18 protein-coding genes are annotated in these 21015 nt (G+C 73.9%); 13 read left to right on the top strand and 5 right to left on the bottom strand.

Annotated elements, in window-relative coordinates; translation table 11 throughout:
* Positions 1–270 precede the first annotated feature (270 nt).
* The gene (locus AB0M29_RS31450) at positions 271–2430 is read left to right on the top strand and encodes a primosomal protein N' (protein ID WP_365388938.1); all 2160 of its coding nucleotides are present in this window, start codon (positions 271–273) and stop codon (positions 2428–2430) included.
* A gap of 115 nt (positions 2431–2545) precedes the next feature.
* Here the strand turns inward: AB0M29_RS31450 and AB0M29_RS31455 are convergent, their stop codons facing one another.
* Positions 2546–3070: a hypothetical protein gene (locus tag AB0M29_RS31455; protein WP_365388815.1), complete on the bottom strand. Its 525-nt coding sequence runs from the start codon at positions 3068–3070 to the stop codon at positions 2546–2548.
* A gap of 234 nt (positions 3071–3304) precedes the next feature.
* Here AB0M29_RS31455 and def point away from each other — a divergent pair, with 234 nt between their 5' ends.
* The 3 genes from def to AB0M29_RS31470 are packed head-to-tail and all read left to right on the top strand — an operon-like array spanning position 3305 to position 6379.
* Complete coding sequence (gene def / locus AB0M29_RS31460) at positions 3305–3871, top strand: peptide deformylase (RefSeq protein ID WP_365388817.1); 567 nt, start codon at positions 3305–3307, stop codon at positions 3869–3871.
* Positions 3872–3903: 32 nt separating this feature from the next.
* A complete protein-coding gene (gene fmt / locus AB0M29_RS31465; RefSeq protein WP_365388820.1) occupies positions 3904–4845 on the top strand; it encodes a methionyl-tRNA formyltransferase in 942 nt (313 codons plus the stop codon).
* A 55-nt stretch (positions 4846–4900) separates the two neighbouring features.
* Positions 4901–6379, top strand: a complete 1479-nt coding sequence (locus AB0M29_RS31470; RefSeq protein WP_365388822.1) for a transcription antitermination factor NusB — start codon at positions 4901–4903, stop codon at positions 6377–6379.
* 79 nt (positions 6380–6458) lie between these two features.
* Here the strand turns inward: AB0M29_RS31470 and AB0M29_RS31475 are convergent, their stop codons facing one another.
* On the bottom strand, positions 6459–8612 hold the full coding sequence (locus tag AB0M29_RS31475) for an MMPL family transporter (protein WP_365388824.1): 2154 nt from the start codon (positions 8610–8612) through the stop codon (positions 6459–6461).
* A gap of 210 nt (positions 8613–8822) precedes the next feature.
* Between AB0M29_RS31475 and rpe the strand changes: the two genes are divergently transcribed.
* The 3 genes from rpe (at position 8823) to AB0M29_RS31490 (ending at position 11107) form a co-directional block, all read left to right on the top strand.
* Positions 8823–9488: a ribulose-phosphate 3-epimerase gene (gene rpe / locus AB0M29_RS31480; RefSeq protein ID WP_365388827.1), complete on the top strand. Its 666-nt coding sequence runs from the start codon at positions 8823–8825 to the stop codon at positions 9486–9488.
* A 122-nt stretch (positions 9489–9610) separates the two neighbouring features.
* The gene (locus tag AB0M29_RS31485; RefSeq protein ID WP_365388941.1) at positions 9611–10597 is read left to right on the top strand and encodes a sugar-binding domain-containing protein; all 987 of its coding nucleotides are present in this window, start codon (positions 9611–9613) and stop codon (positions 10595–10597) included.
* 45 nt (positions 10598–10642) lie between these two features.
* Positions 10643–11107 carry a barstar family protein gene (locus AB0M29_RS31490; RefSeq protein WP_365388829.1) on the top strand — a complete coding sequence of 155 codons (465 nt, stop codon included), beginning with the start codon at positions 10643–10645 and terminating at the stop codon, positions 11105–11107.
* Between the two features lie 27 nt (positions 11108–11134).
* On the opposite strand, the gene AB0M29_RS31495 is transcribed toward AB0M29_RS31490, so the two are convergent.
* Positions 11135–12244, bottom strand: a complete 1110-nt coding sequence (locus AB0M29_RS31495) for a hypothetical protein (RefSeq protein ID WP_365388943.1) — start codon at positions 12242–12244, stop codon at positions 11135–11137.
* A gap of 211 nt (positions 12245–12455) precedes the next feature.
* Between AB0M29_RS31495 and AB0M29_RS31500 the strand changes: the two genes are divergently transcribed.
* The 5 genes from AB0M29_RS31500 to AB0M29_RS31520 all read left to right on the top strand — a co-directional run bounded on the left by AB0M29_RS31500 (position 12456) and on the right by AB0M29_RS31520 (position 18225).
* Entirely contained in the window at positions 12456–13160 is a 705-nt protein-coding gene (locus AB0M29_RS31500) for a hypothetical protein (protein ID WP_365388832.1), read from the top strand.
* A gap of 249 nt (positions 13161–13409) precedes the next feature.
* Positions 13410–14849 carry a GuaB1 family IMP dehydrogenase-related protein gene (locus AB0M29_RS31505; protein WP_365388833.1) on the top strand — a complete coding sequence of 480 codons (1440 nt, stop codon included), beginning with the start codon at positions 13410–13412 and terminating at the stop codon, positions 14847–14849.
* Positions 14850–14963: 114 nt separating this feature from the next.
* Positions 14964–15416, top strand: coding sequence for an Lrp/AsnC family transcriptional regulator (locus AB0M29_RS31510; protein ID WP_365388945.1), 453 nt, complete (start codon positions 14964–14966; stop codon positions 15414–15416).
* Between the two features lie 229 nt (positions 15417–15645).
* Complete coding sequence (locus AB0M29_RS31515; RefSeq protein ID WP_365388836.1) at positions 15646–16446, top strand: carbon-nitrogen hydrolase family protein; 801 nt, start codon at positions 15646–15648, stop codon at positions 16444–16446.
* Between the two features lie 60 nt (positions 16447–16506).
* On the top strand, positions 16507–18225 hold the full coding sequence (locus AB0M29_RS31520) for an NAD(P)/FAD-dependent oxidoreductase (RefSeq protein WP_365388837.1): 1719 nt from the start codon (positions 16507–16509) through the stop codon (positions 18223–18225).
* A 16-nt stretch (positions 18226–18241) separates the two neighbouring features.
* On the opposite strand, the gene AB0M29_RS31525 is transcribed toward AB0M29_RS31520, so the two are convergent.
* Positions 18242–18922 (bottom strand): DUF5995 family protein, encoded by a 681-nt coding sequence (locus AB0M29_RS31525; protein WP_365388839.1) that lies wholly within the window; start codon positions 18920–18922, stop codon positions 18242–18244.
* Between the two features lie 45 nt (positions 18923–18967).
* Complete coding sequence (locus tag AB0M29_RS31530; RefSeq protein WP_365388841.1) at positions 18968–19849, bottom strand: NAD(P)-dependent oxidoreductase; 882 nt, start codon at positions 19847–19849, stop codon at positions 18968–18970.
* A 162-nt stretch (positions 19850–20011) separates the two neighbouring features.
* On the opposite strand from AB0M29_RS31530, the gene AB0M29_RS31535 reads away from it, so the two are divergent.
* Positions 20012–20854 (top strand): helix-turn-helix transcriptional regulator, encoded by an 843-nt coding sequence (locus AB0M29_RS31535; RefSeq protein WP_365388843.1) that lies wholly within the window; start codon positions 20012–20014, stop codon positions 20852–20854.
* Positions 20855–21015: the final 161 nt, after the last annotated feature.

Here is a 21015-nt window from a genome sequence, read left to right on the forward strand (position 1 = left end):
TCTTCGGATGGGGCGGGGGCCCCCCCCCCGTCGGGGCGCGGGGAACTGCGCGACCAGCCGTCGCGTGGCTGTAGGTCACCACCGGCCCCAATGGGGCAGACGCGTGGTCTTCGGACCACCGGCCGGTGGGGGCTGAGCGCGCAGTTCCCCGCGCCCCTTCGGGGCACGTCCGGTGCCTGGGCCTCCGCAAGCGCAGCGCGCTTCCCCGCGCCCCTTCGGGGCACAGCCTTGTCGGAGGCTTCTGGTAAGAATCAGAAGGTGAGCGGCGAGATGGGGGACGAGGGGGCGCATCCCGGGGCGGAAGGCACCCCGGGGGGAGGGGAGCAGCTGGCGCTCATCCGGGAGACCGTGCGGAAGGCGAAGGAGCCGAAGGCAAAACCGCGAACCTGGCGCGGAGCGCCACTCGCGGAGGGACTGCCGGTGGCAAGGGTGCTGGTGGACAAGGGCCTGCTGCACCTGGACCAGTTCTTCGACTACGCGGTGCCGGCCGCGATGGACGAGGAGGCCCGCCCGGGCGTGCGGGTGAGGGTGAGGTTCGGCGCCCGGGTGGTGAAGGGCCGCCGGGAGGGCGGCACCCTGCACGACGGCTTCATCGTGGAGCGCCGCGCGGAGAGCGACTTCCGGGGCCCGCTCGCCCCGCTCGCCCAGGTGCTGTCCACGGAAGTGGTCCTCACCCCGCCACTGCTGAAGCTGTGCCGCCAGGTCGCCGACCGGTACGCGGGCGCGCTCGCGGACGTGGTGCAGCTCGCGGTGCCGCCGCGGATGGCGCGGGCCGAGCGGGAGGAGTCCCCGCAAGCACCGTCGACCGGGGGGACCGGGCACGGGCCGCCGGAGCCCGGCAGCTGGGCCCGGTACGCCACCGGCCCGGCGTATCTGCAGGCGCTGGCCCGCGGCGACACCCCGCGGGCGGTCTGGCTGGCGCTGCCCGGCCCGCACTGGCCGGGGGAGCTGGCCGCGGCGCTCGCCGCCACCCTCGCCTCCGGCCGCGGCGCGCTGGCCGTGCTGCCCGACGGCCGGGCCGCGGCCCGGGTCGACGCCGCGCTCACCGAACTGCTCGGTGAGGGCCGCCATGTGCTGCTCACCGCCGACCTCGGCCCCGAGGAGCGGTACCGCAGATGGCTGGCGGTCAGCCGGGGCGCGGTGCGCGTGGTCGTCGGCACCCGGGCCGCGATGTTCGCGCCCGTCGCCGACCTCGGCATGGTCGCGCTCTGGGACGACGGGGACTCCAGCCACGCCGAGCCGCACGCGCCGCAGCCGCACGCCCGCGACGTACTGCTGCTGCGCGCGGCCGAGGAGCGCACCGCGTTCCTGCTCGGCGGCCTCACCAGCACCGTCGAGGCCGCCCAGCTCGTGGAGAGCGGCTGGGCGCTGCCGCTGGCCGCGCACCGCGACGCGGTACGGTCCGCGGCACCGCTGATCCGTACCGTCGGCGACGCCGACCAGGCGCGGGACGAGGCGGCCAGGGCCGCCCGGCTGCCGTCCCTGGCCTGGACGGTGACCCGGGACGCACTGGCCCGCGGCCCGGTGCTGGTCCAGGTGCCGCGCCGCGGCTATGTGCCCAAGCTGGCCTGCGGCAGCTGCCGGGCGCCGGCCAGGTGCACGGCCTGCGCGGGCCCGCTGGAGCTGCGGGACCAGGGCGGCACCCCGCACTGCGGCTGGTGCGGGCGGCCCGCCGCCGACTGGCACTGCCCCGAGTGCGGCGGCTTCCGGCTGCGCGCCTCGATCGTGGGCGCCCGGCGCACCGCCGAGGAGCTGGGCCGCGCCTTCCCCAAGGTGCCGGTCCGCACCTCCGGCCGGGACGCCGTCCTCGCCTCGGTCGGCGCCGCGCCCGCGCTCGTCATCGCCACCCCGGGCGCCGAGCCGGTCGCCGACGGCGGCTACGCGGCGGCGCTGCTGCTGGACGGCTGGGCCCTGCTCAACCGGCCCGACCTGCGCGCGGGCGAGGAGGCGCTGCGCCGCTGGGCGCTCGCGGCGGCGCTGGTACGGCCCGCGGGGGAGGGCGGCACCGTCGTCGTGCTCGGCGAGCCGACGCTCCGACCGGTGCAGGCGCTGGTGCGCTGGGACCCGGCCGGGCACGCCCTGCGCGAGCTGGCGGAACGGGCGGAGCTGCGCTTCCCGCCGGTCTCCCGGATGGCTTCGGTGACCGGTTCGCCCGCCGCGGTCGCCGAACTCGTCGACCTGGTCCGGCTGCCGCCCGGCACCGACCAGCTCGGCCCGGTCCCGCTGCCGGTCCCCGCCGTCTCCGCCACCCGCACCCGCCGCCACGGCACCCCGCCCCCCGGCGAGCAGTGGGAACGCCTCCTGCTGCGCGTCCCGCCCGGTAGCGGCTCCGCCCTGGCCGCCGCCCTCAAGGAGGCCCAGATCGCCCGCGCCACCAAGGGCAGTCCCGCCCCGGTGCACATCCGCATGGACCCGACCGACATCGGTTGAGCCTGCCGCAGCCGTACGGGGCGACGTACGGCGACGCCCCGGCGTGCCGACGCCCCGGCGTTCCACCTGTCGGCGTGGGGAACGGCGGGGCGTGGGTTCGGGTGGTGCGGTGCTGTCAGCCCGTGCGGGGGCCGGGGAGGGCGCTCGGGAGGGCGCCGGCCACCGCGCCGGCGGCGGGGTCGTCGCGGGCGGGCAGCGGGCCGGGCATCGAGCGCGCGGCCGGCACCGAGGTCAGCGGGCTGCCGGTGGCCGACGAGGGGCGGGCCGCCTGCTCGTCCGGTCCCGGCGGGGCGCTGCGACGGCCGCCGTAGCGGCGGTGGACCGCCTGTTTCGTCACCCCCAGCGCCGAGCCGACGGCGTCCCAGGAGAAGCCCAGGGAGCGGTCGAACTCCACCGCCGCCGTGACCAGGGTCTCCACGCTGTCCCGCAGTTCCTGAGCGAGCCGGACGGTCGGGGCGGGCGCGCGGCCGTACACCACGAATCCGGCGGTGGGGCCGCTGCGGCGCGGCCGGTAGACATTGCCCAACTGGGCGGTCAGGGTCCGTAGTGCGTCCACCTGTCGGCGGACCCTCTCGATGTCCCGCACCAGGAGGTGCAGGCTTGCCCGTGCCTGGGCGTCAGGGGTTGCGTGGTCGGGCATCAACAAGCCTCTCCAACCGGCGGTTACTGAGGATCGGGCCGTGTGCATTGACCCGATTTCGGTCAAACTCTCTTGACCAACGCGTCAGCCGCCCAAGGAGTCACGCAGGAAGAGGCGCGGCCTTCCGGTCGGGGGGCGCGCGGACGCGCCACGCACCCCCGCCGCGCCGCCCCCGCGGCACATCTAGAATTGACCCTTGTCCGTCCGCCGACCCCGCGACAGGAGCCCGCTCCCGTGTCCGTCAAGCCCATCCGTCTCTTCGGCGACCCGGTGCTGCGTATGACGGCCCAGCCGGTCACCACCTTCGACGCGGAACTGCGCACCCTCGTCAAGGACTTGACCGAGACCATGCAGGCCGCACCCGGTGCGGGGCTGGCGGCGCCGCAACTGGGCGTCTCCCTGCGGGTGTTCACGTACTTCGTCGACGGCGAGCTGGGCCACCTGATCAACCCCGACCTCAGCCTCAGCGAGGAGGAGCAGGACGGCCCCGAGGGCTGCCTGTCCCTGCCGGGGCTGACGTACGACTGCAAGCGGGCGTACGGCGTCGTCGCCAAGGGCTTCAACATGTACGGCGACCCGGTGACTGTCGAGGGCACCCAGCGGCTGGCCCGCTGCATCCAGCACGAGACGGACCACCTGGACGGCATCATCTTCATCGACCGGCTCGACACCGAGCAGCGCAAGGCCGCGCTCAAGGCGATCCGCGAGGCGACGGAGGGCCCCGACGGCTGGGGCGCCGCGGGCGAGGGCAGGCCCCGGGTGCGGATCTCCCCGCACGACACCTTCGGCCGCGCGCTGTAACCCCACCTCAACCGAGAGGCACACCCCGCACGATGAGGCTCGTCTTCGCCGGCACCCCCGAGGTCGCCGTTCCCGCCCTGGACGCCCTGCTGGCCTCCGACCGGCACGAGGTCGTCGCCGTCGTGACCCGGCCCGACGCGACCGCCGGCCGCGGCCGCAAGCTGCTGGCCAGCCCGGTCGCGCAGCGCGCCCAGGAGGCCGGGATCGAGGTGCTCAAGCCCGCCCGGCCGCGCGAGGAGGACTTCCTGGCACGGCTGCGCGAGATCGCCCCCGACTGCTGCCCGGTCGTCGCGTACGGCGCGCTGCTGCCCAAGGTGGCTCTGGAGGTGCCCGCGCACGGCTGGGTCAACCTGCACTTCTCGCTGCTGCCCGCGTGGCGTGGCGCGGCGCCCGTCCAGCACGCGGTGATGGCCGGTGACGAGGTGACCGGCGCCTCGACCTTCCTGATCGAGCAGGGCCTGGACTCCGGGCCGGTCTACGGCGTGCTCACCGAGCAGATCCGGCCCGCGGACACCAGCGGCGACCTGCTGGAACGCCTCGCGCACAGCGGCGCGGGACTGCTGGTGGCCACCATGGACGGCATCGAGGACGGCCGCCTGGAGGCGCGTACCCAGCCCGGCGACGGCATCACGCTCGCCCCGAAGATCACCGTCGAGGACGCGGCCGTCGACTGGGCCGCGCCCGCGCTCCGGGTCGACCGGCTGGTGCGCGGCTGCACCCCGGCGCCCGGCGCCTGGACCCTCGTCGACGGCGAGCGGCTCAAGCTCGGCCCGGTCACCCCGGACCCGGCCCGTACCGATCTGGCACCCGGCGAGCTCTCCGTCGCCAAGAACGCCGTCCATGTGGGCACCGGCAGCCACGCGGTCCGCCTCGGCGACGTCCAGCCGCAGGGCAAGAAGCGCATGCCCGCCGCCGACTGGGCCCGCGGCACCCGCGTCGCCTCCGGCACCCTGCTGGGCGCGCAGGCCACCTGACCTGCCCCGTACGCTGGACACCTCACCACCCCCCGACATCCGGAGCACCTTGCCTGTGAACGACCAGCCGCGCCGCCGTCCCCAGGGCAAGCCGCAGGGCGGCAGACCCCACCGGCGTCCCCAGAAGGACCCGGTGCGCATCCTCGCCTTCGAGGCGCTGCGGGCGGTGGAGGAGCGCGACGCGTACGCCAACCTGGTGCTGCCGGGGCTGCTGCGCGCGGCCGAGCAGGACGCGGTGCGGCGGGGCAGGCAGTTCGACCGCAGGGACGCGGCGCTCGCCACCGAGCTGGTCTACGGGACGCTGCGCAGGCAGGGCACCTACGACGCGGTGATCGCGGCCTGTGTCGACCGGCCGCTGCGCGAGGTCGACCCGCCGGTGCTCGACGTGCTGGGGCTCGGCGCCCACCAGTTGCTCGGCACCCGCATCCCCACCCACGCGGCCGTCTCGGCCACCGTGGAACTGGCCCGGGTGGTGCTCGGGGACGGGCGGGCGAAGTTCGTCAACGCGGTGCTGCGCCGGATCTCCGCGCGCGACCTCGACGGCTGGCTGGAGGAGGTGGCGCCGCCGTACGACGAGGACCCCGAGGAGCATCTGGCGGTCGTGCACTCGCACCCGCGCTGGGTGGTCTCCGCGCTGTGGGACGCGCTCGGCGGCGGGCGGGCCGGCATCGAGGACCTGCTGACCGCGGACAACGAACGGCCCGAGGTCACCCTGGTGGCCCGGCCCGGCCGGTCCACCCCGCGGGAACTGGCGGACTCGATGCCGCCGGGCACCAGCGAGCCGGGCCGCTGGTCGCCCTACGCGGTACGGATGGCCGAGGGCGGCGACCCGTCGGGCGTCGAGGCGGTGGCCGAGGGCAGGGCCGGTGTGCAGGACGAGGGCAGCCAGCTCGTCGCGGCCGCGCTGGCCGCCGTGCCGCTGGACGGCCGCGACACCCGCTGGCTCGACGGCTGCGCGGGCCCCGGCGGCAAGGCGGCGCTGCTCGCCGCGCTGGCGGCGGAGCGCGGTGCCGCACTGGTCGCCGCCGAGAAGCAGCCGCACCGGGCCCGGCTGGTGGCCCGCTCGCTGGCGGGCAACCCCGGCCCGTACCAGGTCGTGGTCGCCGACGGCACCCGCCCGGCCTGGGCCGAGGGCTCCTTCGACCGGGTGCTGGTGGATGTGCCCTGTACGGGTCTGGGCGCGTTGCGCCGCCGTCCCGAGGCCCGCTGGCGGCGCCGCGCGGAGGACGTCGCCGGTTTCGGTCCGCTCCAGCGCGGCCTGCTGGCCGAGGCGCTGCGGGCCGTGCGGGTCGGCGGCGTCGTCGGCTACGCGACCTGCTCGCCGCATCTGGCGGAGACCCGCGCGGTCGTCGACGATGTGCTGCGCGACGCGGCACAGGCGCGCGGGGGAGTGGCCGTGACGGCCGAGCGGATCGACGCCCGCCCGTACCTGCCCGGCGTGCCCGCGCTCGGCGACGGCCCCGACATCCAGCTCTGGCCGCATCTGCACGGCACCGACGCGATGTTCCTGTCGCTGCTGCGCCGTACGGCCTGAACTCCCTTGACGCCGACAGCCGTACGGCCCGGGCCCCGGTAGCGGGCTCGGGCCGTACGACGCTGTCCAGCGGTGAGGCTCAGTGGCGCTCGGCCGGTACGTCCTGCTCGCGTGCGGACGCCGCCGGCGGCTCGGCGGTGTGCGGCGCGTCGAGCTTGCTCGGCCACCACACGCGGTGGCCGAGGTCGAGGCTGATCGCCGAGACCAGCACCGAGCGGACCACGAAGGTGTCGAGCAGCACGCCGAAGGCGACCGCGAAGCCGATCTCCGCGAAGCCGACCACCGGCAGGGTGCCCAGGACGGCGAAGGTGCCCGCGAGCACCAGACCGGCCGAGGTGATCACCCCGCCGGTCGCCGCGAGGCCGGTGCGCACACCCTGCCGGGTGCCGTGCTGCATCGACTCCTCGCGGATCCGGGTCATCAGGAAGATGTTGTAGTCGATGCCCAGGGCGACCAGGAAGACGAACACGAACAGCGGGAACGACGTGTCCTGGCCCGCGAAGTCGAAGACGTGCTTGAAGGCCAGGGCGCTCACCCCCAGCGCGGCGCAGAAGGACAGCACCACGGTCCCGATGAGGACCAGTGGCGCCACCAGGGCCCGCAGCAGCACCGCGAGGATGACCAGCACCACCAGCAGGATCAGCGGGATGAGCAGCTTGTTGTCACGCGCCGAGGCGCGTTCCGCGTCGATCTGGACCGCGGTGCCGCCGCCGACCTTGGCCTGTGCTCCGGCGATGGTGTGCACGGCGTCGCGGGCCCGGTCGACGGTGCTCTTCGCCGCCTGGCTGTCGGGCCGGTCGACCAGGGTCGCCTCCAGGTAGGCCTTGCCGTCCTTGGTGGCGGGGATTCCCGGTGGGGTGCCGACCGAGCCGGGCGCCACACCCTTGACGGTGCCGAGTGTGGCGGCCACCTGGGCGGCCTTGTCCGCCTGGGCGATCACCACCAGCGGCTGGCCGCCGCCCGCGGGGAAGTAGCGGCCCTGGACCGTCTGGCCGACCACCGAGTCCGGGGTGTTGGTGAAGCTGTCGGCGGTGGACAGGCCGTGCGCGTTGAGCGAGAACAGTCCGAGGCCGAGCGCGCCGAGGATCACCACGGTGGTGACCCAGACGGTCCGCGGCTTGCGGCTGACGCGGTCGCCGATGTTCGCCCACAGGCCGGTCTGGGTGGGCTCCGCGCTGCCCACGTGCGGGACGGCGGGCCAGAACACCCAGCGGCCGAAGATCACCAGCAGGGCGGGGAAGAGGGTCACCATCGCCAGCAGTGCCACGATCACGCCGATCGCGGCCACCGGGCCGAGACCCGAGGTGGAGTTCATGTCGGCGGCCAGCAGGCAGAGCATGCTGAGCGCCACCGTGGCCGCGCTGGCGATGATCGCGGGACCGGCCCGGTGCAGCGCCAGTGCCATCGCCTCGTGCCGGTCCTCGTGCCGGCGCAGTTCCTCGCGGTAACGGGCGACCAAGAGCAGCGCGTAGTCCGTACCGGCGCCGAACACCAGGACCGTCAGGATGCCCCCGCTCTGCGCGTTGACCACCAGACCGGCGTGCTTGGCGAGCAGATAGATCACCGCCTCGGCGGTGAACAGCGCCCCGACCACGGAGATCACCGGCAGGAACAGCAGGCTCAGACTGCGGTAGGTGACCAGCAGGATCACGATGACCACGCCGAGCGCCGCGAAGAGCAGGGTGCCGTCGATACCGGAGAAGGCGTCGTTGGAGTCGGCGGCGAACCCGCCGGGCCCGGTGATGTGCACCTGGAGCCCGTTGGTGTCCTTCTCTGCGGTGGCCCGCATCTCCTTGACGGCGTCCGAGATGGCGGTCCAGCCGCTGGGGTCGATGGTGATGGGCACGATGAGCTGGGCGGCCCGCGGGGCGCTCGTACGGTCCAGCTTGGGGCCGACCGTACGGTCGCCCACGATGCCGTGCGCGGTCAGCTTCCTGATCGACGCCGCGTCGCTGTTGATCTTGGTGACGTCGGCCGGGGTGAGTCCGCCCGGCCGGTTGTAGATGAGCACCGCGGGTGCCGACTCGGGCACGAATGCCTTCTGCTCGTCGATCACCTTGGTGGACTCGGCCTTGCTCGGCAGCCAGTTCGCCGAGTCGTTCTTCTGCGCGTCGGTGAGTTTCTGGGCCAGTGGCGAGACCGCCACCAGCACGATCACCCACAGCGCCAGTACCACCCACTTACTGCGCCGCCCGCACACGAGGTGCGCTATCCGTCCAGCTCCGCCGGCCATGCGTTCAGCCCCCAGGTTCGCTCGTGGTGTGTCCCCCTGCCCTCCGACGCGCTGCCTGGAGAGTGGTCGGCACCAGCATGGCACCGGCGTTCGGGATGCGCGCGGCGGTTTTCCGTAACACGCACGGACTGTCACGGTCCGCGTCCGGCCCGGGTCACCAGGGGCGCCCCGGCCGGTCCGCGGGTGTGCCGTATCTGGTTTGCTGGGCACATGAGCGTGCAGATCTGCCCCAGCATCCTTTCCGCCGACTTCGCCCGGCTCGCCGAGGAGGCCCAGGCCGTCGAAGGGGCCGACTGGCTCCATGTCGACGTGATGGACAACCACTTCGTGCCGAACCTGACGCTGGGCGTCCCGGTGGTGGAGTCGTTGCGCAAGGCGACCGGCATCCCGCTCGACTGCCATCTGATGATCGAGCAGCCGGACCGCTGGGCGCCCGCCTTCGTGGAAGCCGGGGCGGGCTCGGTCACCTTCCACGCGGAGGCCGCGGCGGCGCCGGTCCGGCTGGCCCGCGAGATTCGGGCCAAGGGCGCCCGGGCGTCGATGGCGCTCAAGCCCGCCACCCCGATCGAGCCCTACGAGGACCTGCTGCCGGAACTCGACATGCTGCTGGTCATGACGGTCGAACCCGGCTTCGGCGGCCAGGCGTTCCTCGACATCATGCTGCCCAAGATCCGCCGTACCCGGGCGCTGATCGACAAGCACGGGCTGCAGATGTGGCTCCAGGTCGACGGCGGGGTGTCCGCCGAGACCATCGAGCGGTGCGCGGAGGCGGGCGCGGACGTGTTCGTCGCGGGCTCCGCGGTGTACGGTGCGGACGACCCGGCCGCCGCCGTCCGCGCGCTGCGCGAGCAGGCCGCCGCGAAATGCGCCCACTGACACCGGGAACCGCACCGGACTACGCGCCCGTAGGGCCGCTGCATCTGCGAGGATGAGCGCGGAGCGGATCAGATGGGCAACTGGGGAGTAGCGACGTGAGCACAGGCCGCACACAGGTGCGCATGGGCCCCGGCGAGATGGTCCAGGCGGCGGCGATGGCACGTCGCTTCTATCTGGAGGGCAAGTCGAAGATCCAGATCGCCGAGGAGTTCGGGGTCAGCCGGTTCAAGGTGGCCCGCGTCCTGGAGACCGCGCTCGAACGGGATCTGGTGCGGATCGAGATCCGGGTCCCCGCCGAGCTCGACGCCGAGCGCTCCGACGCCCTGCGCGCCCACTACGGTCTGCGGCACGCCGTCGTCGTGGAGACCCCGCCGGACCAGGCGGACGCCCCCGACCCGGAGAACCTGGGCGCGGTCGCCGCCGACCTGCTCGGTGAGCTGGTCGCCGACGGCGATGTGCTGGGCCTGGCCTGGGGCCGCTCCATCATCACCATGGCCAACGCGCTGGACCGGCTCGCGCCCTGCACGGTCGTCCAGCTCACCGGGGTGTACGACGTGGGCACCGCGGAGCGCGGCTCCGTCGAGGCGGTCCGTACCGCCGCCGCGGTCTCCGGCGGCGAGGCCCACCCGCTCTACGCCCCGATGGTGCTCGCGGACCCGGCCACCGCCGCGGCGCTGCGCGCGCAGAGCGGGATCGCCGCCGCCATGGGCTACTTCGACAAGGTGACCGTCGCGGTGGTCTCCATCGGCTCCTGGGCGGCCGGGATCTCCACCGTGCACGACGCGCTCACCGACAAGGAGCGCGAGCACTACGCGGGCCTCGGGGTCGCCGCGGAGATGTCCTCGCACCTGTTCGACGCGCAGGGCCGCCGGGTCGGCCGCGACCTGGGCGAGCGCTGCATCACCATCGAGGCCGACCGGCTGCGCCGGATCCCCGAGGTGCTGGCCATCGCGGGCGGCACCAGCAAGGCCGCCGCGATCGACGCGGTGCTCCGCTCAGGACTGGTCACCAGCCTGGTGACCGACACCGCCGCCGCCGACCACCTGCTGCACGCGACCGGCCCGGCGCCCCGCCCCGCACTCGACCGGGCGGATCCTGACGGCACGTAGTCGCGTACCGCGACTCGGGTGACCTGGTGTGGCAGCATCTGCGGCATGCTGCTGCGGTCCGCTCCGCGCGCGGGCGCCCCGGTCCACAGGGGGGTCGGCGCCGCACGCACCGACCACCCCTACCAGACCTCCGAGGCGGTCCCCGCGATGACGGTCACCCCACCGCCGGACGGCGACCGTCCCGGGCACCCGACGCACGTGCTGCTCGACCTGACCGGCGTGGTGAACCGCCAGGCGTTCATGGACCGTTGCACCGCCGAGCTGCATCTGCCGGACTGGTTCGGCCGCAACTGGGACGCCCTCGCCGACTGCCTCACCGACCTGTCGTGGTGCCCCGCCCCGGCCGGCGGGCGCCGGCTCACCGTGCGCGGCTGGCAGGAGTACGCGGCGGCGATGCCGCGCGAGTGGCGGATCGTGAAGGACATCCTGCGCGACGCCGAGGTCTTCTGGCGCGGCACCGACGCCGTACTGACCGTCACCCTCGCGGGCGACGACGTCCGCGGCGGCTGACCCGCCCGGGCATCGCGGCTCGCCCGGCTACCCGCCGCGCCCCGCCGCCCGCCGACGGCGGCGCCGCGTCCTGGCCGGCCAGAGCAGGACGGCCGCGGCCGACACCACCACGAACGCCAGCCGCAGCAGGCCGCGGGTGGAGCTGGACGGCACCAGCAGCGCCCCGCCGTAGAGCGTCGCGAACGCGATCCAGCTCCACCAGGGCACCAGCCGCCGCTGCCCGACGGTGTCCCACAGCAGCGTGCCGAGCAGGACCGAGGCGGTGTAGTACGTGTAGACGCTGGGGTCGAGCAGGATGCGCGCGTCGGCGCCGAGCAGCACCACGGCGGGCCAGCGACCGCGCCACACCGCGGCCGCGCCGAGCCCCATGCCGACCGCGAACTGCGCCGGGCGGTCCCACCAGGGCGTCGACGGGTCCGAGACGCCCAGCCAGCGCAGGGACGAGGCGGGCTGGTTGGGGATGGTGAACCTCGCGGCGGAGACCGACCCCAGGTCGCCCAGGTAGAACGGCAGCCAGGCGAGCGCGGTCAGCCCGACCAGCCACGCCAGCGCGCGTCCCCACAGTGGCCGGGGCAGCGCGAGGACCAGCGGCAGGAAACCGAGCGCCCAGGGCTTGGAGTCCGCCGCGAGCGCCAGCCATATCCCCACCGCGGTGGGCCGCTGCCGGGCCACCTCGTGCACGGCGAGCGTGGTGAAGAACAGCGCCAGCACGTCGTCGAGGTGGCCGAACCGGACCGAGACCTCCACCCACATCGGGATGAAGGCCAACCCGGCCACCAGCAGCCGCTGTTGCAGCCGCCGGTGGTTGGTGCCGGTGCCCCGGTGGTACCAGGCCGCCGTCCGCCCCACCAGGACCAGCATCACCAGCCCGAGCGCCGACATCACCGCCTCGGCCAGCAGTTGGCCCACCCGGTCGGGGAACGGCGCGAAGAGCCTGGCCGCCACCAGGCTGACCGGGCCGATCTGCAGCTCGGGGTGGTGGGCGTAGACCGACAGACCGCCGTCGGGCGCGCCGCTGAAGAGCAACTGCTCGCCCTGGCGCAGATAGTGCCAGGAGACACCGCCGCGCGGCGCGACGACGAGGAACCACAGCGCCGTCCACCCGGAGAGCAGCACATGGTGTCTGCGCAACGGCAGGCCCGCTATCCGGCCGGTGTCCGCGCCGTAATCCGTGACCCCGCTCGAAGCAACCGAACCGCGCACCCGCTCCTCTTCCCTTCGGCCGGACAATCCAGCGCTGGGTCAGATCGGGTATCGCGCGGGTCGGTTCGGTCGCGGGAGGAAACATCCGGCAAAACTCTCGTGACGTCACGCCGGACCCGTTCGCCGCGTACGCCCAGGGGGGACCATGCGCACCACTCGTACCACCGTCGCCGTGCTCGGTGCCGCCGCGCTGCTCTGCGCGGCGGCACTGTCGGGATGCAGCTCGGGAAGCGGTTCCGGGGCCGACTCCGGGGGCGACTCCGGGGGCGTCGGCGGCGGCGGTTCGGGGAGCGCGGGGAGCGGGCCTGAATGGGGTCCGGCCGACCAGGGGCTGCTCACCTGGAACTACGACCCGTCCGCCGCCGGAGCCACCTGGAACCCCACCGCCCGCACCAACGGCTACCTCTTCCTGACCGCCGTCCTGCTGCGCGCCCCCGCGACGCTCACCCATGTGCTGTACGGCCTGTCCGGCGCGCAGACCAGCGGCCTCACCCCCGGCGAGAACGTCATCGGGCTGTACGACTCCCGCGGCGCGCTGGTGGCCAGGACGGGCGACCAGACCGCGATCTGGTCCTCCACCGCACGCCAGAAGGTCAACCGGGTCGCCTGGGAGAAGCCGTACCGGGCGGCGGCCGGGCGCTACTACGTGGTGTTCCTCTACAACGGCGTGACCTCCGGGCTGAACTTCAAGGCGTCCGGCGCCGGGGCGACCGCCAACGCCGGGGCGCCCGCGGGACGGATGCGCTATTCGATGATCAGGAGCGACAGCACCGCCCTGCCCGGCACACTGCCGCTGGGCAGGCAGACCACCCCGCTGCCGTTCAACAGCCAGTGGATCGGTCTGGACTGACCGCCCCCGCCCCCGCCCCGGCACCGGCGCCCCGGGCCGCCCCCCCCGCACGGGTCGCCGGTGATCTTCGGACGAACGTACGGAACGGCCCGGCTGCCGGTCGGGCGAAGCCACAGAGCTGACGCGTGGGTTCGCCCTGAGCAGGGGATATCGGTGATGATGGCGTAGGAGCCGCAATCTGACCGGGTAGCCGGTCCGGTGCTGACCTCCCGCCGCTGCCGAGATGAATTCGCAGGTGAGAGAGTTAGTATGCGCTTCCTCAATGACATCCAGCCGCCGTACGACCTGACGTACGACGATGTGTTCATGGTGCCGAGCCGCAGTGCGGTCGGCTCCCGTCAGGGTGTGGACCTCAGGTCCCCCGACGGCACGGGCACCACCATCCCGCTGGTGGTGGCGAACATGACCGCCATCGCCGGGCGCCGGATGGCCGAGACGATGGCCCGCCGCGGCGGTCTGGTGGTCATCCCGCAGGACATCCCGATCGACGTGGTCGCCGACGTCGTGGGCTACGTCAAGGACCGCCACCTCGTCCTGGACACCCCGATCACCCTGGCGCCCTCGCAGACGGTCGCCGACGCGCTGTCGCTGCTGCCCAAGCGGGCGCACGGCGCGGGCGTGGTCGTGGAGGACGGGCGGCCGGTCGGTGTCGTCACCGAGTCCGACCTCACCGGAGTGGACCGCTTCACCCAGCTCTCCGAGGTGATGTCCCGCGACCTGCTGCTGCTCGACGAGGGCATCGACCCGCGGGAGGCGTTCAACCGGCTGGAGGACGCGCACCGCAAGCTGGCGCCCGCCGTGGACGGCGACGGCAGGCTGGCGGGCATCCTCACCCGCAAGGCCGCGCTGCGCGCCACCCTCTACGAGCCCGCCGTCGACGACCGCGGGCGGCTGCGGATCGCCGCCGCCGTCGGGATCAACGGCGACGTGGCGGGCAAGGCCAAGCAGCTCCTCGACGCCGGGGTGGACACCCTGGTCGTCGACACCGCGCACGGCCACCAGGAGTCGATGATCGCCGCGGTCCGCGCGGTGCGCGGTCTCGACCCGCGGGTGCCGGTGGTCGCGGGCAACATCGTGGCCGCCGAGGGCGTGCGCGACCTGATCGAGGCGGGCGCCGACATCATCAAGGTCGGCGTGGGCCCCGGTGCCATGTGCACCACCCGCATGATGACCGGTGTCGGCCGCCCGCAGTTCTCCGCGGTGCTGGAGTGCGCCGCCGAGGCCCGCAAGTACGGCAAGCACGTCTGGGCGGACGGCGGGGTGCGCCACCCGCGCGACGTGGCCATGGCGCTGGCCGCCGGTGCCTCCAACGTGATGATCGGCTCCTGGTTCGCCGGTACCTACGAGTCGCCGGGCGACCTGCAGCACACCGCGGACGGACGCCCGTACAAGGAGTCCTTCGGGATGGCCTCGGCTCGCGCGGTCCGCAACCGCACCAGTGACGAGTCGGCCTACGACCGGGCCCGCAAGGCGCTGTTCGAGGAGGGCATCTCCACCTCGCGGATGTTCCTCGACCCGGCGCGGCCGGGCGTCGAGGACCTGATCGACGCGGTGATCGCCGGTGTCCGCAGCTCCTGCACCTACGCGGGCGCCGCCTCGCTGGCCGAGTTCGAGGAGAAGGCCATCGTCGGCATCCAGAGCGCGGCCGGCTACGCCGAGGGCAAGCCGCTGCACGCCAGCTGGACCTAGGACACGCCCGGGGACCCGCCGCTCCGCCAGGGATCCCGCCCCCGCCGAGGGGCGGGTCCCGGGGGCCGACGCCCGGATCTGCCCCCGGATGTCTCTATCCTGCGAGTTGTGAAGCTGCTCAACGATCTCGACGAACGCATCGTGCACGCCCTCGCCGAGGACGCCCGCCGTTCCTACGCCGACATCGGCGCCCAGGTGGGCCTGTCCGCGCCGGCCGTCAAACGCCGGGTCGACCGGCTGCTGGCCGAGGGCGCCATCACCGGCTTCACCGTACGGGTGGACCCGGCGGCGCTCGGCTGGCAGACCGAGGCGTTCATCGAGATCTACTGCCGCCGCAACACCTCGCCCAACGACATCCTGCACGGCCTGTCCCGCTACCCCGAGGTCGCGTCCGTCTCCACCGTCACCGGCGACGCGGACGCCGTCGTGCAGGTCTTCGCCTCCGACGTACGCCACTTCGAGCGGGTACTGGAGCGGATCGCGGGGGAGCACTTCGTGGAGCGGACCAAGTCGGTGCTGGTGCTGTCGCCGCTGCTGCGCCGCTACAGCTCGGGATCGCCCACCTGACAGCCGGTCCGGGGCGGGTTTCGGAGCGTCCCGGGGGCGGGTCCGGGGCCCGGGAAGCGACGTGGGTCACAGGGCGCAACGAATCGCCGAAGCGGGCAGAAAAGACGCAACGGATCGCTGCTCCGGACGAACAACCGCGCCTTGTCCGTGCGGGACGGCCGACCGTACCGTCGTAGGCGTCCCCCTAACTGGCCGCCTCCCCGGCGCGCCCGACCCTGCGTGAGGTTCGATGTCGTCGCTGCGCACCGCGCTCCTCCAGGGCCCCGCGGGCGTGCCCGGCTCCGTGACGGAGTCGCTGGACGCGCTCGACGGCGCCGCCCGCCGGGCCGCCGCCGAGGGTGCCCGGCTGCTGGCCACCGCCGAGATGTACCTGACCGGGTACGCGATCGGCGACCAGGTGGCGGCGCTCGCGGAGCCCGCCGACGGCCCGTCCGCCCACCGGGTCGCCGAGATCGCCGCCCGCCACGGCCTCGCCATCGCCTACGGCTACCCCGAACGCGACGGCGACGCGGTCTACAACGCGGTGCGCCTGGTCGGCCCGGACGGCGCCCCGCTCGCCGACTACCGCAAGACCCATCTGTTCGGCGACTTCGAGCGGGCCGCCTTCACCCCCGGCGACACCCCCGTCGTCCAGGCCACCCTCGACGGCGTCCGCGTCGGCCTGCTCATCTGCTACGACGTGGAGTTCCCCGAGACGGTCCGCGCGCACGCGCTGGCCGGCACCGAACTCCTCGTCGTCCCCACGGCGTTGATGCGGCCGTACGAGTTCGTCCCCCACACCCTCGTCCCGGCCCGCGCGTACGAGAGCCAGCTCCATGTGGCGTACGTCAACCGCAGCGGCGCCGAGGGCGAGTTCCACTTCACCGGGCTCAGCTGCCTGGCGGGTCCCGACGGCGTGGTCCGCGCCCGTGCCGGGACCGGCGAGGAACTGCTGGTCGCCGACGCCGACCTCGCGCTGATCGCGGCCGTCCGGGCGGACACCCCGTATCTGGCCGACCGCCGCCCCGAGCTCTACCGCTCGCTCGGCTGACCGCCGCCCGAAGACCGCCAGCCCCGCCCCGCCCCACCGCACAGCCAGGAGAGCCATCCCATGACGTCCGTGCCCACCGCGGTCCATGACGAGCAGCACGCCGAGGCCCAGGCCGCGCCGCCCATCACCATGTTCGGCCCGGACTTCCCGTACGCCTACGACGACTTCCTGGCCCACCCCGCGGGGCTCGGCTCGATACCCGCGACCGAGCACGGCACCGAGGTCGCCGTCATCGGCGGCGGCCTGTCGGGCATCATCACCGCCTACGAGCTGATGAAGATGGGCCTGAGGCCCGTCGTCTACGAGGCCGACCGGATCGGCGGACGGCTGCGCACCGTCGGCTTCGACGGCTGCGACCCGGGCCTGACCGCGGAGTTGGGCGCGATGCGCTTCCCGCCGTCCTCGACCGCGTTCCAGTACTACGTGGACCTCGTCGGCCTGGAGACCAAGCCGTTCCCCAACCCGCTTGCGCCCGACACCCCGTCGACCGTCGTCGACCTCAAGGGCGAGTCCCACTACGCCACTTCGGTGGAGGACCTGCCCGAGGTCTACCACCAGGTGATGCACGCCTGGAACGCCTGCCTGGAGGACGGCGCCGACTTCTCCTCGATGCAGCGGGCGCTGCGCGAGCGCGACATCCCGGAGATCCGGCGGATCTGGTCGGCGCTGGTCGAGAAGCTCGACAACCAGACCTTCTACGGCTTCCTGTGCGACTCGCCGTCCTTCAAGTCCTTCCGGCACCGGGAGATCTTCGGCCAGGTCGGCTTCGGCACCGGCGGCTGGGACACCGACTTCCCCAACTCCATCCTGGAGATCCTGCGGGTCGTCTACACCGGCGCCGACGACGACCACCGCGCCGTCGTGGGCGGTTCGCAGCAGCTCCCGACGCGGCTGTGGGAGCGCGAGCCGGACAAGACCGTGCACTGGCCGAAGGGCACCTCGCTGCGCTCCCTGCACGGCGGCGACCCGCGCCCGGCCGTCACCGGCCTGCACCGCACCGCGGGCAACCGGATCACCGTCACCGACGCCACCGGCGACATCCGCACCTACCGCGCCGCGGTCTTCACCGCGCAGAGCTGGCTGCTGCTGTCCAAGATCGCCTGCGACGACTCGCTCTTCCCGATCGACCACTGGACGGCGATGGAGCGCACCCACTACATGGAGTCGTCCAAGCTGTTCGTGCCGGTCGACCGGCCGTTCTGGCTGGACGAGGCCGTGGACGACCGCGGCGAGCCGACCGGCCGGGACGTCATGTCGATGACGCTCACCGACCGGATGACCCGCGGCACCTACCTGCTCGACGACGGCCCGGACCGGCCCGCCGCCATCTGCCTGTCGTACACCTGGTGCGACGACAGCCTGAAGTGGCTGCCGCTGAGCGCCACCGAGCGGATGGAGGTCATGCTCAAGTCGCTGGGCGAGATCTACCCGAAGGTCGACATCAGGAAGCACATCATCGGCAACCCGGTGACCGTCTCCTGGGAGAACGAGCCCTGGTTCATGGGCGCGTTCAAGGCCAACCTGCCCGGCCACTACCGCTACCAGCGCCGTCTGTTCACCCACTTCATGCAGGACGCCCTGCCCGCCGACAAGCGCGGCATCTTCCTCGCGGGCGACGACATCTCCTGGACCGCCGGATGGGCCGAGGGCGCCGTGCAGACCGCGCTCAACGCGGTGTGGGGCGTCATGCACCACCTCGGCGGCACCACCGACCCGACCAACCCGGGACCGGGCGACCTGTACGACGAGATCGCCCCGGTGCTGCTGCCGGAGGACTGAGGCCGCGCCTTCGGGCCTAGCGGTCGCCCAGCGGCGTCAGCAGGAAGCGGCCGACCAGGGCGACCCCGGCGTCCAGCCGCTCCGCGCACTCGGCGTACGCGCCCTCCAGGTGGCGCAGGGACCACAGCACCCGGGACGCGGCCCAGGCCGCGTCCCGGGCCCGCTCCAGGCTCCACGAGCCCACCAGATGGGTCAGCGGATCGGCCCGCTCCAGCGGGTCGGGCCCCGGCATCAGCTCCTCGCGGACCCGGACCTCCATACCGGTGAGCACCTCGCCGATCCGGTCGAAGTCGCCTTCCAGCGCGGGCGGTTCGCAATCGGCGACCCGGCAGGTGTCGACCACGGCGAGCGCCAGGTCATGGCCGATATGGGCGTTGATCCCGGCCAGGGCGAACTGCAGCCCCCGGATGTCGTGGTGGCCGCGCACCCGCAGCAACGCCCGCCAGCACGCGGGCGGACGGCGCCCGGCCGCGTCGTCCCCGACCGCGGTGAGATAGCGGCCCGCGAACCGTACGGCCAGCTGCCCGGCGGTCGCGGTGTCCGCGAAGGCGCCCGCGGCCAGCCGCCGCTCCAACTCCTCGGTGACCGACAGGTACACGCGGTTGAAGACGGCCACGCCGTCTCCCTGCGGCAGCGCCGCGCCCAGCGCGCGCATCCGGCTCACCACGGTGCCCACGCCGGTGGGGGTCGTCGTCATGCGGCCAGCCTCCACCGCGCGGACGGCCGTACGCGGGCGGCGCGCTCAGAGCGCGCCCGCGTCCCGCGCGGTCCACACGGACGGGTACAGCGGGCGGAAGCCGAGTTCGTCGCGGATCCGCAGGGTGGAGACGACGCCCTCCCAGGGGTCGGGGAGCGGCCGGTCGGCCATGCCCCCGGGCAGCGCGGCGCCGTTGAGCCGGTGCAGTTCGGCGGCGGTGACCGGGGCGTCGTCGGCGATGTTGAAGACGCGGCCCGCCGCACCGGCCGCGTACAGCACGCGCAGCAGGCCCTGGGCGACATCGGCGTGGTGGACCATCTGCAACCGCTGGTGGGCCGCCCAGCCGGCCGCCCACCGCATCGACTGGGCCAGATGCGGGTCGCCCTCGCCGTAGACGAAGGCCAGCCGCCCGACCCGCACGTCCAGGCCCTCCTCGCGATGCAGCGCCAGCAGGCCACGCTCGGCCTCGTGCTTGGACTCCGGATAGGCCCCCCACATGGGTGAGCCGGGGATCGGGGCGTCGTCCTCGACCGCCGGGCGGCCGCGTCCGGCGCCGTACACCAGGTTGGTGCTGACCTGCACGAAGCGGGTGACGCCCGCGTCGAGCGCGGCGCGGCCCAGGCCGAGCGCGGCGTCGCGGTTGACCGCCCACGCCTCGTCGTCGGGGACGCCGCGGAAGGCGGCGGCGATGTTGACCACCCCGTCGACGCCCGCCAGTGCCTTGGCCACGTCGCCGGCGTCGCGCAGCTCGCCGGTGACGGCCTCCGCGCCGAGCCGGGCCAGCGGCTCCGCCCGCGCCGCGTCGCGTACCAGTACCCGTACGGTGTCGGCGGGCGCGCCGCCCGCCGCGGTCGCCGCGTGCTGCAGCAGCCGGGGGACGAACCTGCGGCCGACCTGACCGGTGGCGCCGGTGACCAGGATCTTCATGGTGAACTCCTCGTGAGGGGGCCCGGTGCTCGCTCCGGGCGGGCCGCGCCTCGGCGGCTCCGGTTCCACCCTGCGCGGCGCCGCGGCGGGCCGGGAGAGACCCGCTGATCCAGGGAGTGGCAGTCCCTGGATAGCGGCGGGCCGCGGCCGCATGCTGGAAGGGTGGACAGACCCGAACTCGCCGACTTCCTGCGCCGCTCCCGCACCCGGCTGGCCCCCGCCGACGTGGGGCTCTCCGCGGGCGCCCGGCGCCGCACCCCCGGGCTGCGGCGCGAGGAGGTGGCCCAGCTCGCCGGGATGTCGGTCGACTACTACACCCGGCTGGAACAGGCCCGCGGACCCCGGCCGTCCCGGCAGATGCTCACCGCGCTGGCCCGGGCGCTGCGGCTGACGGCGGACGAGCGGGACCACCTGTTCCACCTCGGCGGCGAGGAGCCGCCGCGCGAGGCGGGCGGCAGCGGGCACGTCCGCCCCGGGCTGCTGCTGGTGCTCGACCGGCTGCACGACACCCCGGCGCAGGTCGTCAACGACTGCGGCGACATCCTGGCGCAGAACGCGATGGCCGCGGCCCTGCACGGCGACGTGTCCGCCCGGCCGCCGCGGATGCGCAATGTGGTGCGGCGGATGTTCACCGACCCCGAGGCCCGCGCCAGGTTCCCCGAGGAGGACCACGAGACGCTGGCCCGCAACCATGTCGCGCATCTGCGGGCGGTGCTCGCGGCCCGGCCCGACGACCCGCGACCGGCCGCGCTGGTCGCCGAACTGCGCGGCTCCAGCCCGCTGTTCGCCCGGCTGTGGGAGGAGCACGAGGTGGCGGTGCGGCGGTCGGACACCAAACGGATCCTGCACCCGGTGGTGGGGGAGCTGACCCTGGACTGCGAGGTGCTGCTCAGCGCCGAGCACGACCAGCGGCTGATCGTCTACACCGCCCGTCCCGGCACCGAGTCCTACGACCGGCTTCAACTACTGCGCGTGGTGGGGCTGCAGGACCTCTCGGTCGGCTGATACCGCCGTCCACTCATGCGTGACAGTCCCAACTGCCTTGCCTCGTACGGGTGATGGAGGCGCGCCCATGCCATGGCGTATTCGCGCGGCACTGTTTGGGCACTTGTTCTCCCAACGGTGCGTGAGGGGACGCTAACGTGGAGACACGGTCCGGCGGGCTC

Origin of the sequence: Streptomyces sp. NPDC051976 (genome assembly GCF_040680795.1) — a bacterium.
Lineage (GTDB): Bacteria > Actinomycetota > Actinomycetes > Streptomycetales > Streptomycetaceae > Actinacidiphila.